Below are 22,403 nucleotides of genomic sequence, written 5' to 3' on the forward strand. Positions count from 1 at the left end.
AAGGGCCGGCGAAAGGATTGGAGTTGTACTCCGAAATTAAGGATTGATTTTTGTGTTGAAAACTTGCTCTCCCTCTTTAAACTCAAGGATGGTAGCAGATTTGATTGGATTATGTTTTTCATCCAATGTGAATGTACCCGTTACAAGCTCAAGGTCAGCCGTTTTTTCCAGCGCTTCTTTGATTTTTTCTGAATCCGCTGATCCAGCACGTTTAATCGCGTCTGCAAGGAAGTATCCTGTGTCATATCCTAGAGCGTTAAATGCATCCGGGGATTTATCTTTGTACTTCGCTTTAAATGCAGACACAAAATTCTGAATTTTCTCATCAGGGTCACCTGAAGAATAATGGTTCGTGATGAACGTATTATTTAGAGCTTTTGCACCGGCAATTTCTACTAGCTTAGGAGAATCCCAGCCGTCGCCGCCCATGAATGGAACGTCAAGTCCAGTTTCACGTGCCTGCTTCACGATCAGACCAGCTTCCTCATAGTAACCAGGAAGGAAAATGAAATCAGGTTTTGCCGATTTCAAACGAGTCAATGTGGAACGGAAATCAGTATCCTTCGCGATGTAAGCTTCCTCAGCAACGATTTTTCCGCCATTTTTTTCAAATTGTTCTTTAAAGGCTGCCGCTAATCCTTTTGAATAATCACTTGCGCTGTCAATATAGATGGCTGCACTTTTCGCTTTGATTTCTTTAGTGGCAAAGTTCGCAGCTACCGTTCCTTGGAACGGATCGATGAAGCTTGTCCTGAAAACGTAATCGTTCAATTTATCCTTGCTGAAAGTGATTTCCGGGCTTGTACCGGAAGGTGAGATGACCGGCACTTTATTATCTTGTGCAATCTGTACTTGTGCAATCGAGTTCGTGCTTGTCGCTGCACCTACGATCGCTGCAACCTGATCTTGTGATGTCAGCTTGATCGCTCCGCTTGTCGCTTCTGACGCTTCTGATTTATTATCGACTTTTATAAGTTTGATTTTTTTACCGTCAATGCCTTCTTTATTTATTTCTGCAGTCGCAAGCTCCAGACCTTCTGCAATCGATTGTCCATATGAAGCAACACCGCCTGATAATTCAAGGTTGACACCGATTTTTATCGTATCTCCATCTCCGCTTGATTTTTCTGATGAACCAGAGCTGGAACAACCGGCTAGCACTCCTGCAGCAAGTGTTAGAGAAAGGAATGCACCTGCTAGTTTTTTCTTTTTCATAAATAATCCCCCCGTTTAGTAATCATCGCTCTGATGCATGAATATTTATTCAAGATGCCTCAGAAAAAGTTGATTAGATGAAATTTTTGAAATTAAATTAATATTTCGAAAAATAGTTTACCGCATAATTTTCATTCCGTCTATACAATAATTGTGAGAAGATTTCGCCAAATAGGATATTTTTCACAGGAAGTGCTATATCATTTTTATCTTTATATATTTTAAATATTGCGAAAATAGGCGGTATAATCAGAAAAAACTGATAATTTAATTATATCGATATTGTAAATTCCTTATTTATTGCTCAAAAAATTTTATTCATTCCCTTATTTTTTTCATCCTTTTAATTACATTTTTACCAAAATAGAAGTATATTGATAGGGAATTAAACCCAGTTTTTTAGTTCTTTTTTAGTCTTAATTCCTATATCAAAATTGAATAATACTATATTGGATGTATAAAATCATGCATGAAAATATTGTACTTTTTTATCTTCCTGCATATATTGCATAACCCGATCATCAAACAAAAAAACCGCCAAACGGCGGTTCAATGGCCTCCTAAATAGGCCATTTTTATTTCTTCACTTGAAGTGAGTTCCTCGGCATTGCCCGACAGGACGATTCGGCCCGTTTCAACTACATAAGCCCGATCTGCAATCGATAATGCAAGGTTGGCGTTTTGCTCTACCAAAAGGATCGTTGTTCCGGTCTCACTGATTTCCTGGATGATGTTGAATATTTGCTTCACCAAAAGCGGTGCAAGGCCCATCGAAGGTTCATCGAGCAGTAATAACCGTGGTTTTGCCATTAAGGCCCGGCCCATTGCAAGCATCTGCTGTTCACCGCCTGAAAGCGTGCCGGCCTGCTGTTTGATTCTCTCCAGCAGCCTCGGAAATAGCTCATACACCTTTTCCATATCATTATTGATGCCATCTTTGTCTTTCCGCAAATAAGCCCCAAGCTCCAGGTTTTCGGCAACCGTCATGTTGGCAAAGACACGTCGCCCTTCAGGTACATGGGATATGCCCATTTTCACGATGGACTGTGCAGCTTTTCCTCCAATCGGCTCGCCTTCGAACAGAACCTTTCCTTGCTTTGGTTTTAACAGACCGGATATCGTTTTGAGCAACGTGCTTTTTCCCGCTCCGTTCGCCCCGATCAGGGTCACGATCTCGCCCTCGTTAATCTCCATGGAAACCCCTTTTAACGCTTGGATATTGCCATAATAAACATTGATGTCCTCTATTTTCAGCATCAGGAAACCTCCTCCCCTAGATATGCCTCGATAACCTTAGGATCATTGCGGATTTGTTCCGGCTTTCCGTGAGCGATAAGCTGTCCATGATCAAGAACGTAAATCCGTTCGCATACCCCCATGACAAGTGACATATCATGCTCGATGAGCAACACGGTAAGGTTGAATTCCTTCCGGATAAAAGCAATGAGGTTCATTAATTCTTTCGTTTCGTGCGGGTTCATCCCGGCTGCGGGTTCGTCCAGTAAAAGAAGTTTCGGATTGGCGGCTAGAGCACGCGCAATTTCCAGCCGCCTTTGCTGTCCGTATGGAAGATTCTTCGCTTTTTCATCCTTAAAATGGTCAAGATTAAAAATCCTCAAGAATTCGAGCGCCTTTTCATCCATTTCCTTTTCACCGGAAAAATGTCCCGGCAGCCGGAATATGGAGCTTGGAATTCCATGCTTGGCAAGCGAGTGGTAAGCAACCTTCACGTTATCGATCACGGATAACTCACTGAAGAGGCGAATGTTTTGAAAGGTCCTCGAGATCCCTTTTCGGGTAATTTTATATGGCGGCTGCTTATTTAGATTTTCCCCATTCAAAGCAATCGTTCCTTCTGTAGGGACATACACACCCGTCAATAAATTGAAGAAAGTCGTTTTCCCAGCTCCATTCGGCCCGATCAGGCCTACAAGTTCCCCTGGAAATAATTCCACGTTCACATCGGACACAGCTTTCAACCCGCCAAAACGGATACCCACCGAATCTACTTTAAGCAACGGTATTGTGGCTTCCATCCTTTGGGCCCCCTTTCGTTTTTTTATTTGTGAACAATGCCGTGATTTCTCTTGTTCCCATTAAACCCTGCGGGCGGAAAATCATCATCAGGATCAAGACAAGGCTGTAGATGATCATCCTCGTTTCCGGATAATCCTGTAGGAACGTCGTCACGATCGTCAGTAAAATTGCGGCCAAAACCGAACCTGAAAGACTTCCAAGACCGCCAAGTACGACGAAAATCAGAATATCGAAGGATTTTAGGAAACCGAAATTCGATGGCTGGATAATATAGAAATTATGGGCATAAAGCGATCCGGCGATTCCGGCAAAAAAAGCTCCGATGACGAAAGCCGCCACTTTATAATAGGTCGTATTGATTCCCATCGCATCAGCGGCCGTTTCATCTTCCCTTACGGATATGCATGCCCGTCCGTGAGTCGAATTGGTGAAATTCCGGATGACTAAGACGGTGATCATCACACAGGCAAAAACCCATGGCCAAGTAGTCAGGTGGGATACCTGCATCCCGCTTGCCCCGCCTACATAATCAATATTCAAAAGGACGATCCGGACAATTTCTCCAAATCCAAGCGTAGCTATCGCCAGGTAATCCCCCTTCAGACGCAAGCTCGGCACCCCGATCACCATGCCCGCAACAGCGGCTATTACGCCCCCAGCCAATACAGCTATGATGAAAGGAAGTTCAAGCTTCATTGTCATGACTGCCGAAGCATAGGCCCCTACCGCTAAAAAACCTGCATGACCAATCGAGAACTGCCCGGTTATTCCAATGATTAAATGCAGGCTCGTCGCCAGCATGATATTGATGCCGATGAACATGAGCGTGTTGATATAAAATGGGTTGAGCATTCCGTTTGAAATGGTGTACTGCATGATTCCGAAAAAAATAAGTGCGAGCACGATCGAGAGCCAAAAACCCTTTGAATTCTTTAAAGTAGTCATCGCCATGTCTCCCCTATACTTTTTCTCTTTTATTTTTACCGAAAAGACCCTGCGGCAAGAAAATCAAAATCAAGATAAGTACGACGAAAGCCACACCATCGCGCCATAATGAATAACCGGCAGCACTGACCAAAGCCTCGATCACTCCAAGCAGTAGACCGCCGACCATCGCGCCCGGAATGATGCCGATGCCGCCCAAGACTGCTGCAACAAATGCTTTAAGGCCAGGAAGGACACCCATCAACGGCTCGATTTTAATATAGTAGATTCCAAAAATGACACCCGCTGCCCCTGCTAGGGCCGAACCTATGGCGAACGTAGCTGAAATCGTATTATTCACATTGATTCCCATCAGCTTAGCCGCTTCGGAATCGAATGAAACGGCACGCATCGCTTTGCCGATTTTGGTTTTATGGACAACGAATTGTAGGATGATCATTAATATGATGGAAACAGATAAGATCAATATCGATTGACTGCTGATGGAAACTCCCAATATATCGAGTTTATCCATCGGAAGGACATTATTTGGATAGGCTTCCGGCTGGGCGCCCCGGATGTAAATCAGCCCGTTTTCTATCAGAAGGGAAACACCGATGGCCGTTATCAAGGCCGCAATCCGTGTTGCATTACGAAGGGGTTTATAAGCAATCCGTTCAATTAAAACGCCAAAGATGGCACATGAGACCATCGAAATCAATAAAGCTGGGATGAAGGATAAGTCCATTACGGTAATGGCGTAAAACCCTACAAATGAACCGACCATGAATACGTCTCCATGGGCGAAGTTTATGAGCTTGACGATTCCATATACCATCGTATAACCAAGCGCGATCAAAGCATAAATGCTTCCGAGTGAAATGCCATTTACCAATTGCTGAATCAGTTCCATATTGCACTCTCCCCGTTAAGGTGTTTTTTAAGTGAATATAGAATAGGGGGGACTTGCCCCCTATCCACGTAAGGTATTATGGATTGATTTTTGTTTTGAATGTTTGTTTGCCATCCACATATTCCAAGATGGTCGCCGATTTGATCGGATCATGGTTTTCATCGAGGTTCAGCGTTCCGGAAACTAATTGAAGATCTTTGACATCTTCCAACGCTTGTCTGATTTTTTCGGGAGAAGCATCACCAGATCTCTTGATGGCATCAGCCAGGTAGTAGCCAGTGTCATAGCCAAGTGCGGCAAAGGCATCCGGTGTTTTATTGTATTCCTTTTTGAAGGCTGCAACGAAATCCTGGATTTTTGCATCTTCATCTTCCGGAGAATAGTGATTCGTGATATAAGTATTTTTCAAAGCATCCGCTCCGGCAATTTCAACGACCTTCGGGGAATCCCAGCCGTCTCCGCCCATGAATGGAAGGTCTATGCCGTCTTCACGTGCCTGTTTTAAGATCAATCCGACTTCCTCATAATAACCAGGAAGGAAAACGAACTCTGGTTTTGCGGATTTGATACGTGTCAATGTAGAGCGGAAATCAGTATCTTTAGTTACATAAGCTTCTTCCGCCACGATTTTACCGCCCTTGGCAGTGAACGCTTCTTTAAAAGCTGCGGCCAATCCTTTGGAATAATCACTTGCGCTATCCACATAGATCGCAGCCGTCTTTGCCCCTATTTCGTCAGTTGCGAAATTGGCTGCCACCGTACCTTGGAATGGATCGATAAAGCAAGTCCTGAACACATAATCATTTAATTTTCCAGCTTTGTTGGTGATGTCGGGATTTGTTGCAGTTGGTGTGAGTAGAGGAACTTGATTATCCTGTGCGACCTGAACCTGTGCCAATGTATTAGTGCTTGTCGCAGATCCGACTACAGCCACAACCTTGTCCTGGCTGACCAGCTTGATCGAACCGCTAGTAGCTTCTGCAGCATCTGATTTATTATCTACCTTAACTATTTCCAATTTTTTACCGTCGATGCCCTCTTTATTAATCTCATCGATGGCCAGTTGCAATCCATCGGCAGCCGATTGGCCGAATGATGCCGTACCTCCGGACAATTCAAGGTTGGCCCCAATTTTGATTGTGTCACCCGAGTTTGATGAACCCCCGCCTGAACTGCTAGTTTTCGAGTCGCCGCCACTACAACCTGCCAGCGCCCCTGCAACCAATGAAAGTGATAGAAACACTCCTGCTAGCTTTTTCTTCTTCATTTGAAACCCCCTTGTTTTGTATGTTCTTTTAACCAAATAGAATATCTGAATAAAAATAATATTCTGAAAATAGTTTATCTCATTCTTTCGACCCCGTCTATATGATATGGATAAAAAAGTTATTAAAAGGGAATATCTACTATTCGACACAAAAAAAAACTGACCCTTTATAGAGTCAGTTAACTTCTTATCAATCGTTTACACGGCGAACTTCAATGTTTTTTAATATATCATTGATCACCCAGCTAGCTGCAATTAAGCCTGCTACGGATGGTACGAAAGCATTCGAAGATGGCGGCATTTGCGCTTTACGGATTTTTGCCTCATCATTGCCGACTTCTTTTCGGACATCCTCACGAATGACAATAGGGCTCTCATCGGAGAAGACAACCGGGATTCCCTTTGTTATGCCCTCTTTACGCAATCTAGTACGAATGACCTTGGCAAGCGGATCGGTATGCGTTTTGGAGATATCGGCAATTTGAAAACGCGTCGGGTCCATCTTATTAGCGGCCCCCATGCTTGAAATCACCTTGATATTCCGTTTCAGGCATTCCTTCATCACATGCATCTTATAAATGACCGTATCCGATGCATCAATGACATAGTCAAGGCCATAACTGAAGAATTCCTCAAACGTTTCTTCTGTATAGAACATTTTAAGAGCGATCACTTCGCAGTCGGGATTGATGTCTTGAATGCGATTTTTCATCAATTCCGCTTTCGGTTGACCGACTGTTGATAATAGAGCATGGATCTGCCTGTTTACATTCGTGATGTCGACATCGTCTTTATCCACAAGAATAATACGGCCTACCCCCGTACGTGCCAATGCTTCGGCTGAAAATGAACCAACGCCTCCTACACCCAGGACCGCAACCGTCGTGTTTTTCAGAATATCGATTCCTTCCTTGCCAATTGCCAATTCATTTCGTGAAAACTGATGCAGCATATATATTCAACTCCAATAAATTCTGTTCTTATTTAGCTTCCCAATTAACAATATATCATAAACATCATTTATGACAAGCGAAATATGAGCAGTCTAATCGGAATTAGTGCACTAGGTCATTTTTGATAATTTTTGAAGGACGGTAGCCAAAAGGAGCGTCCTTTCCGTCAGGCTCGGAATTTCCAAATACTCCTCTTCACTATGTGCATTTCCTCCAACGGGCCCGAGTCCATCCACTGTCGCGATTCCCAATTCAGAAGTGATGGAAGCATCCGAGCCTCCACCCGTGGCCGTATCCGTGATTTCGATGCCGATTTCCTTCCCAGCCTGACGGATCGTCTCTAAAAGCAAGTTTGATTTCTCATTCTTTTCCATGGGAGACCGATCCATTTTTCCGCTTAGTGTCGTTTTCGTTCCGGGAATATAGGTCTCGGCACAGATTTTTTTCAACTGCTTGAGAACGATGCCTTCCTGTTTTTTTTCCGAAATCCGCACATCGACGAAGGCAGCCGCATGGGAAGCGATCATATTGACAGCGGAGCCTCCTTCAATTTTGCCGACATTAACGCTGATCCCTTTCTTTTGATCATTCAATCGGTGTAAGGCGATGATCTTATGGGCCAATTCTTCAATTGCACTTCGTCCCTTTTCCGGTTCGATCCCCGAATGGGCAGCCACTCCCATAATATCGACTTTAAACTGACCGCAGCCCCTTCTTGCCGTGACAAGCGAACCGTCAGTCCTTGCCGGTTCAAGAATTAATGCGAACTTCTTATTTGCCGCTTTTTCCGATATGAGGGATGCGGACGTCGGTGACCCGATCTCTTCATCACTATTAAGAATGATTTGGATATGCTTATAGCCTGTCTGCCCCGTCTGTTTCAAGCAATGGATCGCATAAAATAGCTCAACCAAACTAGACTTCATATCCGCCACACCAGGACCGTATGCCCGATTTCCTTTCACCTTAAATGGACGTTTTTGCGCTGTCCCCTCTGGAAAAACCGTATCCATATGGGCAACGATTAAAATATGCGGTTGATTCGCCTCACGATGCTGGATGACCAGCTGATTGCCATAATTCTGTTGCTCAACAGTATTCACAATAAAATCCAGACTTTCAAATTTCGCTTTTAATATCGAACCAATTTCATCAATACCCTTTTTCGTATGAGAACCACTATCTATATTCACTAGCCGCTCCACTAATTGAAGCATTTCCTTCCTCTTTGCATACAATAAGTCTTTCAAAGCCCTCACTACTTTCTATCCTTGGCTGAATATTGCTCAACCTTACTATAATTTACGAATCTATATTGCCGAATGTTACTTAAATGGGAAGATTTGAAGTTTATTCGAGGTTTTTGGGTTTTTTTCGTTAGATTGGGGTGTTTAATCGTGAATTTGGGCCATTTACTCGTGAGTTTGCGCCTTTTACTCGTGAGTTTCCGCCGTTTACTCGTGAATTTGGGCCGTTTACTCGTGAGTTTGCGCCATTTACTCGTGAATTCGGGCCGTTTACTCGTGAGTTTGCGCCATTTACTCGTGAATTAGGGCCGTTTACTCGTGAGTTTGCGCCGTTTACTCGTAAATTTGGGCCGTTTACTCGTGAGTTTGCGCCTTTTACTCGTGAATTTGGGCCGTTTACTCGTGAGTTTGCGCCTTTTACTCGTGAATTAGTCCATCAAGTCTATACGCTCTATTTTTAAATTGCCCCGAATAAGGCAACTCCAGTGCAGACAGTATCCGCTGCATGATATCAATTGAATCTATTTGTAAAAAGAGCCGTGCTTGTTTATTTGTTATATTGGGTTTTATAAGGAGAGCAAAATCGCGAAGAGCTTGAATGTGGGCATCCTTTGAAGTGTAAGAACAATGACTACAGGACCATTTGCCCCAGTGATATTGCATATGGAGAGCAGAGCATTCTGGACATTGAACGCTTTTGAGCAGATCTTGCTCATCGATTTGATACAATTCGAGGATATCAGGATTATGCGGAGTGTTTTTTTGCAGAATCGTATTCGAAAGTCTATTGCTCTGCCTTTGGGTTAATTGCTTAGAAGAATATTTTTCATCGAGGGTATGAATTTTGGAGATCAGGGTTTCTTTTCCCGTGATTTTTTTGAAAATGGGGGTAAAACCTGGGGTAGTCCGGATGATGGTATTCGAGTTTGCATTGGCAATGAGCGTTTCAATCGGCAGCGAGGGGAATTTGTGAAAAGTAAGCCAATCATTAAATCGGGATTTTTGCACGTCAACCTGGATCAGCGGATCTAGATAAGCTTGTTCCTGTCCATCTTTTGTCCGAATCAGTTGGGGATAGGCACGGTCAAAATAGAGCGTTCCCGCAAAGTTTTTTACTTCGATGATGATGCCGTAATTCCGGGTGATTATTAGGAAATCCATTTGAAAATAACGGCTCCCGTCGTAGCCTAACCTCAAATCATGAAATACTCGATATTCTTTCGGAAGATTCTTCAGTTCTTTTCCGATACTCCGCTCCCCGTTAAATCCTGTACGGATTTTCCGGAAATCGTTCCTTATTCTTTCCTGTTTTGGATGATTTGCTGATAGCCTCCTGCTTAATGCCTCCAGTTTGAGCATTTTCATAGGCCTTTCACACGGTTTTAGCATATATATATCAACTCCTTCTCCTTTAGCTTCTTTGTTAATGCCCATTTTTCCTGCTAAAATACTGAAATCAGGTGTTTTACCGTGAGTTTGCTCGGTTTAATTCTTGTGATTTGTAGCTTACTTATGAGTTCTCATCATTTACTCTTGAATTTGCACGATTTACTCGTGAGTTCCCGCCATTTACTCGTGAATTTATGTTTTACTCGTGAATTCGCATCATTTACTCGTAAATTTGAACTATTTACTCGTGAATTCTCACCATTTACTCGTGAATTTATGTTTTACTCGTGAGTTCGCGGCATTTACTCGTGAATTTGCACGTTTTACTCGTGAGTTCCCGCCATTTACTCGTGAATTCTCACCATTTACTCGTGAATTTATGTTTTACTCGTGAATTTGCACGATTTACTCGTGAATTTGCACGTTTTACTCGTGAGTTCCCGCCATTTACTCGTGAATTCTCACCATTTACTCGTGAATTCTCACTATTTACTCGTGAATTCGCACCATTTACTCGTGAATACACGCATTTTCTCGTAAGTTCACTATTTTCACGCACAAAAAAACCCATGTTATGTAACATGGGTTGCTTTGTAAGGTGTAAGAGTCCCAATTGTGCCGTTTACGCCTTTGTTTTGAACCCGCTCTCCGCAGGTGGGTGCTCGGTTCCTCGCGTTTGTAAGTCCTCTTCGAGGGAGGCTTTTACGCGGCCAGGAAACTAGTGCTCCCGGTAACTATAAGTGTTCGGTCAAAACTTATAGGTTAAAGAACGAACACATCAGGACTCTTACTTATTGGAAATATCATATCATAATGCTTAACTCTGTTTCAAGAAAAAACACCTAGGTATTTTTTCATATTTTTCCCAAATGAATTATTTTTTAAGTGCTGCAAGTCTTAGGTTAAGTTCGGCCAATTGCTTGTCACTTACAGTACTCGGTGCGTCAACGAGCAGGTCGCTTGCACTTGCTGTTTTCGGGAACGCGATGGTGTCGCGAAGGTTCGTGCGGCCTGCGAGCAGCATGACCATGCGATCCAGTCCAAGGGCGATTCCGCCGTGTGGAGGCGTTCCGTATTCGAATGCATCCATTAGGAAGCCGAATTGTGCGTTTGCTTCTTCTTCGGAGAATCCAAGTACTTTGAACATTTTTTCCTGAACGTCGCGTTCGAATATCCGCAGTGATCCACCGCCAAGTTCGTAGCCGTTCAGTACAAGGTCATATGCTTGGGCACGGACGCTTGCTGGGTCTGACTCCAATTTGTCCATGTCTTCACGGAATGGCATTGTGAATGGATGGTGTGCTGCATAGTAGCGTCCTTCTTCTTCGTCATATTCAAATAATGGCCAGTCCGTCACCCATAGGAAGTTGAATTTGCTTTGATCGATCAAGCCTCTTTCTTTACCAAGCTTGATGCGTAGTGCTCCAAGCGCATCAGCTACTATGCCTTTCTTATCCGCCACGAATAAGATTAAATCGCCCACTTCGGCTTCCAATACAGATACTAATTGCTCTTGATCTTCAGCGAAGAATTTGGCGATCGGCCCTTTTACGCCGTCTTCTTCAACTTTCAGCCATGCAAGGCCTTTTGCACCGTAAATCGCTGCAAATTCAGCCAATCCATCAATGTCTTTACGGGAATAATCCGCATTTCCGTCCTTAACGACGATTGCCTTTACTTGTCCGCCGTTTGCAACAGCGCCGGTGAACACTTTAAAATCACTGTCTTTGACGATTTCGGAAACATCTTTAAGTTCCATTCCGAAGCGTGTATCCGGTTTGTCGGATCCGTAACGGCTCATCGCTTCATTGTAGGTCATTCTAGGGAATGGCAGTGTTACGTCCAGTCCTTTAACATCTTTCATCACTTTAGCCATCATATTTTCTGCGGTCTTGATGATATCTTCTTGGCTCATGAAGCTTGTTTCGATATCGATTTGCGTGAATTCAGGCTGTCTGTCAGCACGTAAGTCTTCATCACGGAAACAGCGGGCAATTTGATAATAACGTTCGAAACCTGATACCATCAATAGCTGCTTGAAGATTTGCGGTGACTGCGGAAGTGCATAGAACTCCCCTTCGTGCACACGGCTAGGCACTAAATAGTCACGTGCTCCTTCAGGTGTACTTTTTGTTAAGATAGGTGTTTCGATATCAAGGAAGCCTTCACCGTCCAAGTAATCACGGATGGCTTTTGTTGTTTGGTTACGCATTTTCAGCGTTTCGAACATCGCTGGACGACGGAGGTCCAAATAACGATATTTCAAGCGGATGTCTTCTGATACATCCGTTCTTTCATCAATGATGAATGGTGGGGTCTTTGCTTCGTTTAAAATTGTAACGTTTTCGGCTTGAACTTCAACGGTCCCTGTTGTTACGTTCGGGTTGAAGTTGGCTTCATCACGTTTGATGACTGTCCCTTGGATATCAAGGACGTATTCATTACGGATTTTTTCGGCTGTTGCCAGCGCTTCTGCCGAAATGTCCGGATTGAAAACGACTTGGACGACTCCGCTTCTGTCACGTAGGTCGATAAAGATGACACCGCCCAAATCCCGGCGTTTTTGTACCCATCCTTTTAATGTTACTTTTTCACCAATAGCTGCTTCTGTCACTTCACCATTGAAGTATGTTCTGCCAAACATGGTATTTCCCCCTTAAGCCTGTAGCTTTTTGAATTGTTCAACGAATGTAGCAAGATCCATCTGGACTTGTTCACCGGTTTCCATGAACTTCACATTGATTTTATTATTTGCCAATTCATCATCTCCGAGTGTCGCCACATATCTTGCTTCGAGGCGGTCGGCTGATTTGAATTGTGCTTTCACTTTACGGTCTTGATAGTCTTTTTCGACGGTAAAACCGGCATTCCGCAATTGATGGGCAAGTTTGACGGTATAATCCTTGGCTGTTTCACCTAATGAAACAAGATAGCAGTCAATTCCCTTTTTGATCGGAAGCTCGATGTTTTCTGCTTGGAGGGCTGCAATCAGGCGTTCAATGCTAAGTGCAAAGCCGATTCCGGGTGTTTCCGGTCCGCCAAGTTCTTCAGCAAGCCCGTTATAACGGCCGCCTCCGCAAAGTGTAGTGATGGCGCCAAAGCCTTCTGCATCACTCATGATTTCAAAGGCGGTATGATTATAGTAATCCAAGCCGCGCACTAGAGTCGGATCTTCGACGAAATCGATTTCCAAATCGGTTAAATGCTGTTTCACCTTTTCGAAATAAATACGGGATTCATCATTTAAATATTCAATGATGGATGGAGCCGTGTTCATCAATTCGTGACCGTGATCCTTTTTGCAATCCAGGATACGCAAAGGATTCTTTTCCAGACGGTTTTGACAATCGCCGCAAAACTCACCGATGCGGGGTTCGAAATGTTTGATTAACGCATTGCGATGCGCTGTCCGGCTTTCCTTATCACCAAGGCTGTTGATCACAAGTTTCAGCTTTTTCAAACCAAGTTCCTTATACAGGTTCATTGCAAGTGACAGAACCTCTGCATCAATTCCGGGATCCTTACTTCCTAAAGCTTCGATGCCGAATTGAACGAACTGGCGGAATCGGCCTGCTTGCGGACGTTCGTACCGGAACATCGGCCCGATATAATAAAGCTTGACCGGTTGATTGGCCAACCCGAACATTTTGTTCTCGATATAAGACCGTACAACAGATGCGGTGCCTTCCGGACGAAGGGTTAAGTTCCTTTCACCGCGATCTTGAAATGAATACATCTCTTTTTGGACGATATCGGTTGTATCCCCTACACCACGTAAAAATAATTCCGTGTGCTCAAAAATTGGAGTGCGGATTTCTTTATATTGATAACGGTGACAGATCTCACGCGCCGTGTTTTCGATATACTGCCAAATTTCCGTTTGGCCCGGCAATAAATCCTGGGTACCTCTAGGAATCTGAATAGACATTTGTGTTTCCTCCTTTAAAGCAAGACGCCCTTTCTGATACGGCGCTATACTGATTTTTTCCAAACAAAAAACTCCCGCCCCTTGTAACTTATATGTTACAAGGGACGAGAGTTTGGATATCCCGTGGTGCCACCCTAGTTGAAACACAAAAAAAAGTGCCTCCGCTCAAAAAACAGTTAACGCCTGTTTTACGTTCATCTCCTATTAAGTAAATCCGTTCGGAGTGAAGCCTACGGAGGGTTCTTTCATTAAGTCATCATGTGGAATGCTTTCAGCCTCGGCATTTCCTCTCTTTTCATGTGTTTCTTAATTACTCTTCTCCATCATTGGTTATTGCAGTAATAAGTCTGATATTTTATAATCATACGGACGTTAACATCAAATGTCAAGGCAGACTGAGGATTTTGTCTCATTTTATTGGTTCAAACGTTTTTTCAGATTTTTGATCGTCCGGACATTGACTCCGAATTCAGATGCCAATTCAACAAGGTTTGCGCTTTGTTCCTTTTGGATGAAATCGTGAAAATCGACACCAAGTACTTGATTGCCTCCGCTTAAGCTCGTTTGATCTTTTTCGCTGAATTTCATGTGGTTCCCTCCTAGAGTTATATAAGCTCTATTCTTTCCTAAAAAAAATGTTTTTTGCACAGGGAAAGAGGGAAATTTTCATTGAACGAGAATACATACATATAGACATTAAAAGGGAGAGACAACTTATGAAGAAGAAATCGGGTTTATTCGGCCTGACACTTATGCTGATATTCTCAGCGATTTTCCCCGTCAATCACGCTTTTGGAAAAGATGAAGGGAAAAATATCGTGACGACCCAATTGGTCAATGTCCGTGAAGGTGCAGGTCTCAGTTTCCCTATCGTAAAAAAACTGGCAAAAGGGGAATCGTATCCCATCCTGAATGAAGATGGCGACTGGATCGAAATCCGGATTGGCGCCGGCAAAACGGGTTGGGTTGCCAATTGGCTAGTGGAGAGACAAACGGGGTCTGATACAGATCTGGTCAAAAAGGAATCCGGACAAGGTGTGATATCAGGCAGCTCGGTCCGCGTCCGTACAGGTCCAGGCACTACATTTCAAACGGTTGGGTCCTTGAGTAAAGGTACAGCTGTTGACATCATCGAAAAAAATGAAAATTGGATAAAGATCAAAACGGCGGATATCGAAGGGTGGGTCTCTTCTGACTACCTTAATCTCCCCGCCGCATCAGGAAATGCAGCGAAAAAAGATTCAACTAAGAAAAAAGAAACGAATCAATCCGTAAAAACCGGAGTAACTTTGGTGGATCGGCTCAATGTCCGTTCGGAACCGTCGAAAAGCAGTGCCACACTCGGAAAGCTGAATAAAAATACGGCAGTGACCGTTTACCGGGTTGAAAATGAATGGGCTGAAATTGATTTCCAAGGAGTCCGCGGTTGGGTAGCTGAACCCTACATACAAGTAAGCGAAGGTAAAGAAGACATGAAAAATGATCCGGCAGGCGCCACTGCAAGGGTGACCGCTACGGGTTTAAATGTCAGGAAAGAAGCCTCTCTCTCAAGCAAGGTCATCGGTTCGGTGAACAAGGATGAGACGTACGCCGTGCTGCAAACAAAGGGAAATATGACACAGATCAAGCTCTCCGGTTCGAAAAAGGGCTGGGTCGTGAGTTGGTATCTGGAAAAAGAGAATGTTGAACAAACGGTGAAGGAAAAAAAGGTTGATGTAAAAGGTAACAAGATTACCATCATTCATGATGGTACGATCCTTAGAAGCGAGCCTGATGGCAACTCGAAGATTGTCGAACAGGCCAATGCAGGTGAAACGTTCTCCGCATCAGGTATGGAAGGCGACTGGTATTCCATTAAACTGAAGAGCGGACAAACGGCTTATGTGGCCGGATGGATCGTGACGATCGAAGGGAATTCCGAGCAGATCCAACGACCTGGCGTTGAAAAATACTTAAAGGATAAAACCATTGTGATCGATCCGGGCCATGGCGGCAGGGATAGCGGTACAATAGGCGTCGGTGGAACATTCGAGAAAAACCTGACGATTCGTACGGCAGAGCTGCTGCGGGACAAACTTCAGGCGGCAGGAGCTAAAGTGATCCTGACCAGAAGCGGAAATACCTATGTTCCACTCCCTTCCCGGGTCAGCACTTCTCATATACATAACGCGGATGCTTTCATCAGCCTCCATTATGATAGCACCAAGGACCAGATCACCAGCGGGATAACCACATACTACTATCATGACTACCAGCGTGCATTGGCGGCTACACTGGCCAATTCACTCGGTACAACCATGCAGGTGCCCAATCGTGGATCACGTTACGGGAATTTTCATGTTACCCGCGAAAATAAACGGGTAGCTACACTTATTGAACTAGGTTATTTAAGCAATCCCGTGGAAGAATTGACGTTAACATCGAATGAGTATCAAGAAAAAATCACATCTGCCATCTATAATGGATTGGCGCGGTATTTTAAATAAGAATTAGAAAAAAGCCAGCTTCGCATCGAAGCTGGCTTTTCTACAAAAAAAACCTGCCGCAGCAGGTTATTTTTTGCTTTCAAGTATTAGTGTAACGGGACCGTCATTAGTAAGCTGAACATCCATCATGGCACCAAATTGACCGGTTTCCGTATGGACGCCTTTCTTGCGGAGTTCCTCGTTAAATGCCTCATATATTTCATTCGCCTCTTCAGGACGGGCGGCGTCCATGAAGTTCGGTCGACGGCCTTTGCGGCTATCGCCGTATAAGGTGAATTGTGAAACTGATAAAATCGAACCTCCCACATCCAAGAGTGAATGGTTCATCTTTTCATTTTCATCTTCAAATATTCTGAGATTTACAATCTTATCTGCCAAATAGGCGGCGTCATCGATGGTATCCCCATGGGTGACACCAACCAACAGGACGAGCCCGCTGTCGATTTGCCCGATTATTTGGTCTGCGACAACGACTTTTGCCGCTTTGGAACGTTGTAAAACAACACGCATGGCAATAAAAACTCCTTAGTTCATGATCCTTCTAACGGAATAAACATCTGAAATTTGTTTGATACGGTCGACGACCTTTTGTAAATGGGCAATGTTATGGATATAGATCGACATGTGAATGGTCGCCACCTTATTCCTGTCGGATTTACCCGAGACCGCCGAAATGTTGGTCTTGGTTTCATTGACGGCTTGCAGCACTTCGTTTAATAAGCCGCGACGGTCATAGCCGCTGATTTCAATTTCAACGATGTATTCCTTGCGTTCATTAATCGTACTTTCCCATTCAACCGGCACAAGGCGATGGTCGGCATCCCCGCTATCCAGATTTGGGCAGTCCTGTCTGTGAACTGAAACTCCACGGCCTTTGGTTATATAACCAACGATTTCGTCCCCTGGCACTGGGTTGCAACAGCGTGATAAACGGATAAGCAGGTTATCAATACCCGGTACCTGTACACCTGAGTCACGTTTTTTAGATGGATTGGAGAAGGTTTTCAGATCGGCTACCGCTTCAGAAATATCCGCTTCTTGCTCGACCATTTTCTGCTTACGCCATTTTTCGGTAAGGCGGTTAGCTACCTGAAGGGCAGTGATTCCGTTATATCCGACTGCTGCATACATATCTTCTTCATTCAGGAAGTTGAATTTATCTGCAACACGCCTGATATTCTCGGCCGTCAGGATTTCCTTCAGGTCGAACTCCATATCCTTGATTTCCTTTTCAACAAGTTCTTTGCCTTTTTCGATATTTTCTTCCCGGCGCTGCTTCTTGAAAAATTGGCGGATCTTGTTTTTCGCCTGAGATGTTTGCGTTAGTTTAAGCCAATCCTGACTTGGACCATATGAATGCTTGGAAGTTAAGATTTCTATGATGTCGCCAGTTTTCAGTTTATAATCCAGCGGTACCATTTTCCCATTCACTTTGGCACCAATCGTTTTGTTTCCGATTTCCGAATGAATCCGGTATGCGAAATCTATCGGGTTGGATCCTGATGGCAGTTCGATGACATCGCCTTTTGGTGTGAAAATGAATACCATATCAGAAAAAAGATCTATTTTAAGGGATTCCATGAATTCCTCTGCATTAGTCGCATCATCCTGGAATTCAAGAATTTCCCGGAACCATGTCAATTTTTCTTCCAGTGAAGGCTGTTCACCGACATCTTTTCCTTCTTTATAAGCCCAGTGCGCGGCAACCCCGAACTCGGCAATGCGATGCATATCGGAAGTACGGATCTGCACTTCCAGCGGGTCGCCTTTCGGTCCGATCACCGTCGTATGGAGCGATTGATACATATTCGGCTTCGGCATCGCAATATAATCTTTGAATCGGCCAGGCATCGGCTTCCAGCATGTATGGATGATCCCTAAAACGGCATAGCAATCCTTTATGCTATTGACGACGATCCGAACTGCAAGCAAATCATAAATTTCGCTGAACTGCTTATTCTGCAAAGCCATTTTACGATAAATGCTGTATATATGTTTCGGTCTCCCGGAAAGGTCAGCCTTAATATTGACTTCCTCAACGTTTTTACGCACTTCATCAATGACTTCTTCCAGATACTTTTCACGTTCTGCACGCTTTTTCTTCATCAGGTTGACGATTCGGTAATACTGCTGAGGATTCAAATACCTTAGTGCAGTATCTTCAAGTTCCCATTTAATTGTACTGATACCAAGACGATGAGCAAGCGGTGCGAAAATTTCCAACGTCTCGTTCGATATCCTTCTCTGCTTTTCCTGGGGCAGATGCTTCAAAGTCCGCATATTATGAAGTCTGTCCGCAAGCTTGATCAAGATGACCCGTATATCCTGGGCCATAGCCACGAACATTTTCCGATGGTTTTCCGCCTGTTGCTCCTGCTGTGATTTATACTTGATTTTCCCTAACTTTGTCACGCCATCCACAAGCATGGCGACTTCAGGACTGAAATTTTCTTCAATATCCTTCAGAGTGATCTCCGTGTCTTCAACAACATCATGTAAAAAACCTGCCGCAATGGTTGCAGGGTCCATTTCAAGTTCAGCCAGAATGCCCGCCACTTGAATCGGATGAATAATATACGGCTCTCCCGATTTACGGAATTGTTCTCGGTGAGCATACTCTGCATACTTAAACGCTCTATGAATAAATTCAGCTTCTTCCGGCTGAAGATATAAGCTGGCCCGTTCTACAACCTGCTCGGCAGTCAATATTTGATCATTAGCCATTTAATCACCTTAACCCCACTTTAACTGCCACCGGATATGATCCGGATTGAGTATGATTGGTAGCACTTCCCTTTATTATTCTGCAAAACGTGACAATTTTTGCGAAAAAAAATAAATCCGCTTAAACGGATAAAAGTGCAAATAAACTTATTAGCAGAAAAACTCTTTATTATTACTATTATCGAAAAAAAAGGCAAGGATGTAAAGAGTTAAACGTGTATTTTATAAAGAATACTGCATTTTTTCACTGGAAATTCGACAAAATCCAGAAAAAACGGGTAAAAACAGAAAGAGCACCCTGGTCAGAGTGCTCTTCTTTATTAAAAGCTCATTAATGTCAAGACATCATAGCCGTCTAATTTATCTTTACCATCCAAGTCAGTCAATTCAATAAGGAATGCAATCCCGGCTACAATCCCGCCAAGCTGTTCAACCAATTTGATCGTCGCTTCGATTGTTCCCCCGGTAGCAAGTAAATCGTCCGTAATCAGTACACGCTGTCCCGGTTTAATGGCATCTTTATGGATTGTCAATACATCCTTGCCATATTCTAATCCATATTCGACTTTTATCGTTTCACGTGGAAGTTTTCCTTCTTTTCTCACTGGCGCAAAGCCCACTTCCAATGAGTATGCGACTGGACATCCGATAATGAATCCGCGCGCTTCCGGCCCGACCACCAAGTCGATATTCTTATCGCGAGCGTACTCGACGATCTGGTCTGTTGCGTATTTATAAGCTGCACCGTTATCCATTAATGTTGTAATATCTTTGAAGACAATACCCGGTTTTGGCCAGTCTTGCACAATTGTTACATATTGCTTTAAATCCATTGCTTTGTTTCCTCCTCAAGGTCTGTTGCCTCATGAACTAAATAATGATTGAACCAATCGAATAATTGCTGATAGGAAGAATAAACAAGCTCTTGTTCAAGCTCAAATTGCTCTTTCTTTCTTGTATACGATTCAGATTCACTGAGATCGCGTTTTTTCGCATTGGTTGTGAGCATAATTAACCCATTCTCTATTGTAACAAAATCAAGCTCAAAAAACACCTTAGAAATGAAATCCACCGTATCTCTTGACCAGCCGCGATATTTGGCTAGGTCATCACCATATCTTTTCACATCGAGCGGCCCCTTTTTGGCAAGGAAGGCATAAAACCATTTAAAATGATCTCTTGTTGGCATCGTACTTAGAAAATGGTCCTGTTCATGGGAAAAGTGAGCGTAGATACGCGAAGGGTGTTTATCGGCAATCACCCGTTTCAAATATTCCCTTGACTGCGGCATGTCCATGAATACCAAATGACCTTCGAAGCAATCGAGCTGCTCTGCATCCAGTTCATTCTTTATAATAACGAGATCCGGATGGTTTTGTAAAAATGGATATCTGCTATAAATATCTTCCGAGAAAATGACGATCTTCCGGTTTTGTGCAGGAATGTCGGCAAGCCACTTCTCTGCCTGTCCCTTGCCGCGGTAATCGAATAACTGCCAATGGTTTACCGAGACATCCTGGACAAAGATCTGGGGCTTTTTCATATTATTCCACTCATTGATGGAAAGCTCACCAATAACCGAGACCTCAGCATGCGGAGCTATTTCATCGACAAAATGACCAAGACCGAAGCCCACACCGTCAAGTTTGTGATTTTCACCATCTTCAAGCGAGACCTTCAAGTGATTTTGGTTGGCACCTATTTTGCGGACACTTGAAAGCTGTACGGAATCTATCAATATTTTCGGCTTGGGATTCGTTACCCCAAATGGCGCCAGCAAGCTCATTTCCTGAATCGTTTGAATGGAAACGTCAGCTAAAGTCGTAGCACCGTCCAAGTTTGTAATCGGTGTGAAGTCCTCTTCGTTCAGTTGTTCCTTCGCAATCAAGTTCATGCGGTCCCTGAGTTCCTGGACATCTTCAATTTTCAATGTCATTCCAGCAGCCATCGGATGCCCACCGAAATGAGGCAGCAGTTCACGGCATGCGGAAAGACTTTGAAAAAGATCAAAACCGGCGATGCTCCGAGCAGAACCTTTCGCGTATCCCTTTTCCCGGTCATAGCTCAATACAATCGTGGGCCGGTAAAAGCGTTCAACAAGTTTTGAGGCCACAATCCCCACGACTCCTGCGTTCCAGCCTTCCCTTCCGATGATGAGCACGCCATTGGACTCCGGCGGGAAGTTTTCCTCGACCTCAGCTATCGCTTCCGCCGCCATTGCTGCAACCATTTCCTGCCGCTCTTTATTGATATCATTGATTTCATTCGCAAGTTCCACCGCTTCTTCCAGGCTTGCGGACATCAATAAATCGACAGCGGGATCGGCATCTCCAAGGCGCCCGACAGCATTGATCCTCGGTGCCATCGCAAAGCCGATCGATTCTTCATTCAATGCTTCCTGCTGAACATTCGCCACTTTCATTAACGCAACAAGTCCCGGGCGGCGAGTCAAACGTAACTGCTCGATGCCTTTCGCAGCAATGAGGCGGTTTTCCCCTTGCAAAGGCACTAAATCCGCTATCGTGCCGATTGCCGCTATTTCAAGCAGATCCTCAGGCAATTCCCCAAGCAGGGCGTGTGCAAGCTTAAATGCGACCCCTACTCCGGCAAGGTCTTTAAATGGATAGGAACTGTCCTCAAGTTTAGGATGGATGATTGCCAATGCCTCAGGCAGTTCCGGCCCCGGTTCGTGGTGGTCAGTCAATATATAATCCATGCCAAGCTCGCCGGCAAGTTTCGCTTCATCGATTGCAGAAATTCCTGTATCGACGGTTATTAATACGTTCACCCCTTGCTCAGCTGCAAGGCGGAACGCCATCGGATTCGGACCATATCCCTCTGTAAAACGATTCGGGATATAAAAATCAACATTGGCCCCCAATTTCATCAATGCCGTCATCATCACTGTGGTCGATGTCACGCCATCCGCATCATAATCACCGAATATACGTATTTTTTCTCCATTTTGAATGGCTTCTCTTATTCTATATACCGCTTTATCCATATCCTTCAATAAAAATGGATCATGAAAAGTTTGATTTTTTACAAATAAAAATGATCGGGCACTTTCAATCGTATCCAGGCCTCGATTCACAAGCAGGGCTGCAACCAAAGGTGTGATATGAAGCTCTTCAGCTAGTACAGCAACTTTGTTTTCATCGGCAGTACGCAAGTTCCACCGGGTTTTTGGCTTTAACATTTATTCACCCCTCAACTTACTCATTATACAAAACGAATATACCAGTTTCAATTTTATTTTAAACTCATAAATGGCTGTAATTCCCTATCCTATAAACTTAGTTTAACAAAAAGAAGGCTGG

The 22,403-nt window shown here is 43.9% G+C and carries 18 protein-coding genes, 1 other RNA gene and 1 other annotated feature; of the genes, 2 read left to right on the forward strand and 17 right to left on the reverse strand.

Features of this window, described 5'->3' with window-relative positions; all coding sequences use genetic code 11:
* Window positions 1-36: 36 nt before the first annotated feature.
* From OSJ91_RS19365 to OSJ91_RS19400, 8 genes are all read right to left on the reverse strand, one after another.
* The gene (locus OSJ91_RS19365) at window positions 37-1,215 is read right to left on the reverse strand and encodes an ABC transporter substrate-binding protein (protein WP_350299583.1); all 1,179 of its coding nucleotides are present in this window, start codon (window positions 1,213-1,215) and stop codon (window positions 37-39) included.
* Window positions 1,216-1,764: 549 nt separating this feature from the next.
* Window positions 1,765-2,472 carry an ABC transporter ATP-binding protein gene (locus OSJ91_RS19370; protein WP_137020395.1) on the reverse strand — a complete coding sequence of 236 codons (708 nt, stop codon included), beginning with the start codon at window positions 2,470-2,472 and terminating at the stop codon, window positions 1,765-1,767.
* Entirely contained in the window at window positions 2,472-3,251 is a 780-nt protein-coding gene (locus OSJ91_RS19375; RefSeq protein ID WP_260358218.1) for an ABC transporter ATP-binding protein, read from the reverse strand. The genes OSJ91_RS19370 and OSJ91_RS19375 overlap by 1 nt, the downstream gene beginning before the upstream one ends.
* Complete coding sequence (locus tag OSJ91_RS19380; RefSeq protein WP_350299584.1) at window positions 3,226-4,197, reverse strand: branched-chain amino acid ABC transporter permease; 972 nt, start codon at window positions 4,195-4,197, stop codon at window positions 3,226-3,228. The genes OSJ91_RS19375 and OSJ91_RS19380 overlap by 26 nt, the downstream gene beginning before the upstream one ends.
* Before the next feature lie 13 nt (window positions 4,198-4,210).
* Entirely contained in the window at window positions 4,211-5,089 is an 879-nt protein-coding gene (locus OSJ91_RS19385) for a branched-chain amino acid ABC transporter permease (protein WP_101222754.1), read from the reverse strand.
* Window positions 5,090-5,165: 76 nt separating this feature from the next.
* On the reverse strand, window positions 5,166-6,356 hold the full coding sequence (locus tag OSJ91_RS19390) for an ABC transporter substrate-binding protein (RefSeq protein WP_350299585.1): 1,191 nt from the start codon (window positions 6,354-6,356) through the stop codon (window positions 5,166-5,168).
* 190 nt (window positions 6,357-6,546) lie between these two features.
* Complete coding sequence (locus OSJ91_RS19395; protein WP_241593321.1) at window positions 6,547-7,308, reverse strand: tRNA threonylcarbamoyladenosine dehydratase; 762 nt, start codon at window positions 7,306-7,308, stop codon at window positions 6,547-6,549.
* Between the two features lie 111 nt (window positions 7,309-7,419).
* Complete coding sequence (locus OSJ91_RS19400) at window positions 7,420-8,526, reverse strand: M20 family metallopeptidase (RefSeq protein WP_350299586.1); 1,107 nt, start codon at window positions 8,524-8,526, stop codon at window positions 7,420-7,422.
* 170 nt (window positions 8,527-8,696) lie between these two features.
* Between OSJ91_RS19400 and OSJ91_RS19405 the strand changes: the two genes are divergently transcribed.
* Entirely contained in the window at window positions 8,697-9,017 is a 321-nt protein-coding gene (locus OSJ91_RS19405; RefSeq protein WP_485890261.1) for a hypothetical protein, read from the forward strand.
* On the opposite strand, the gene OSJ91_RS19410 is transcribed toward OSJ91_RS19405, so the two are convergent.
* The 5 genes from OSJ91_RS19410 to OSJ91_RS19430 form a co-directional block, all read right to left on the reverse strand.
* The gene (locus OSJ91_RS19410) at window positions 8,974-9,990 is read right to left on the reverse strand and encodes an NERD domain-containing protein (RefSeq protein WP_485890262.1); all 1,017 of its coding nucleotides are present in this window, start codon (window positions 9,988-9,990) and stop codon (window positions 8,974-8,976) included. The two genes, OSJ91_RS19405 and OSJ91_RS19410, sit on opposite strands and share 44 nt — an antisense overlap.
* Window positions 9,991-10,547: 557 nt before the next feature.
* A non-coding RNA gene (ssrS, locus tag OSJ91_RS19415) (6S RNA) lies at window positions 10,548-10,733 on the reverse strand.
* An 86-nt stretch (window positions 10,734-10,819) separates the two neighbouring features.
* The gene (gene aspS, locus OSJ91_RS19420; RefSeq protein ID WP_350299588.1) at window positions 10,820-12,589 is read right to left on the reverse strand and encodes an aspartate--tRNA ligase; all 1,770 of its coding nucleotides are present in this window, start codon (window positions 12,587-12,589) and stop codon (window positions 10,820-10,822) included.
* 12 nt (window positions 12,590-12,601) lie between these two features.
* On the reverse strand, window positions 12,602-13,873 hold the full coding sequence (gene hisS, locus OSJ91_RS19425) for a histidine--tRNA ligase (protein WP_413243181.1): 1,272 nt from the start codon (window positions 13,871-13,873) through the stop codon (window positions 12,602-12,604).
* Between the two features lie 97 nt (window positions 13,874-13,970).
* Window positions 13,971-14,209 (reverse strand) — a binding site (T-box leader).
* Between the two features lie 78 nt (window positions 14,210-14,287).
* Window positions 14,288-14,461: a hypothetical protein gene (locus tag OSJ91_RS19430; RefSeq protein ID WP_034308777.1), complete on the reverse strand. Its 174-nt coding sequence runs from the start codon at window positions 14,459-14,461 to the stop codon at window positions 14,288-14,290.
* Between the two features lie 128 nt (window positions 14,462-14,589).
* Here OSJ91_RS19430 and OSJ91_RS19435 point away from each other — a divergent pair, with 128 nt between their 5' ends.
* Entirely contained in the window at window positions 14,590-16,359 is a 1,770-nt protein-coding gene (locus OSJ91_RS19435) for an N-acetylmuramoyl-L-alanine amidase family protein (protein WP_350299590.1), read from the forward strand.
* 66 nt (window positions 16,360-16,425) lie between these two features.
* Here the strand turns inward: OSJ91_RS19435 and dtd are convergent, their stop codons facing one another.
* The 4 genes from dtd to recJ all read right to left on the reverse strand — a co-directional run bounded on the left by dtd (window position 16,426) and on the right by recJ (window position 22,282).
* On the reverse strand, window positions 16,426-16,869 hold the full coding sequence (dtd, locus tag OSJ91_RS19440) for a D-aminoacyl-tRNA deacylase (RefSeq protein WP_241593340.1): 444 nt from the start codon (window positions 16,867-16,869) through the stop codon (window positions 16,426-16,428).
* A 15-nt stretch (window positions 16,870-16,884) separates the two neighbouring features.
* A complete protein-coding gene (locus tag OSJ91_RS19445; RefSeq protein ID WP_413019088.1) occupies window positions 16,885-19,083 on the reverse strand; it encodes a RelA/SpoT family protein in 2,199 nt (732 codons plus the stop codon).
* A 320-nt stretch (window positions 19,084-19,403) separates the two neighbouring features.
* Window positions 19,404-19,916 (reverse strand): adenine phosphoribosyltransferase, encoded by a 513-nt coding sequence (locus OSJ91_RS19450; RefSeq protein WP_034308789.1) that lies wholly within the window; start codon window positions 19,914-19,916, stop codon window positions 19,404-19,406.
* On the reverse strand, window positions 19,907-22,282 hold the full coding sequence (recJ, locus tag OSJ91_RS19455) for a single-stranded-DNA-specific exonuclease RecJ (RefSeq protein ID WP_350299592.1): 2,376 nt from the start codon (window positions 22,280-22,282) through the stop codon (window positions 19,907-19,909). Before recJ ends, OSJ91_RS19450 begins: the two co-directional genes overlap by 10 nt.
* Window positions 22,283-22,403 lie beyond the last annotated feature (121 nt).

Source organism: Bacillus sp. T-10(2022), assembly GCF_056502895.1.